Source organism: Streptomyces anulatus, assembly GCF_000721175.1.
GTDB classification, from domain to species: Bacteria; Actinomycetota; Actinomycetes; order Streptomycetales; family Streptomycetaceae; genus Streptomyces; species Streptomyces anulatus_C.
The window spans coordinates 1-216 of sequence record NZ_JOEZ01000157.1 but is presented as its reverse complement, the minus strand read 5'-3'; the positions used below and the strand labels follow the sequence as shown (position 1 = coordinate 216).

At 68.1% G+C, this 216-nt stretch carries 1 protein-coding gene; it reads right to left on the bottom strand.

Annotated elements, in window-relative coordinates; translation table 11 throughout:
• A partial coding sequence (locus IG90_RS40515) for a fibronectin type III domain-containing protein (RefSeq protein ID WP_033895143.1) occupies window positions 1–216 on the bottom strand: 216 nt, incomplete at both ends.

The window sequence follows — 216 nt, the reverse complement described above, 5'->3', positions numbered from 1 at the left end:
GTGGTGGTGACGGTGACGGTGTCGCTGGCCGGGCCGACCTGGTCGGCGGTGTCGCGGGCCCTGACGCTGTAGGTGTATTCGGTGCCCGGGGTCAGCCGGGTGTCGGTGTGGGTGGTTTCGGTGACGGTGGCGACCTTGGTGTCGCCGCGGTAGACGTCGTATTCCTTGATGCCGTTGTCGTCCGTCGCCGCCTGCCAGGTCAGCTTGACGGAGGTG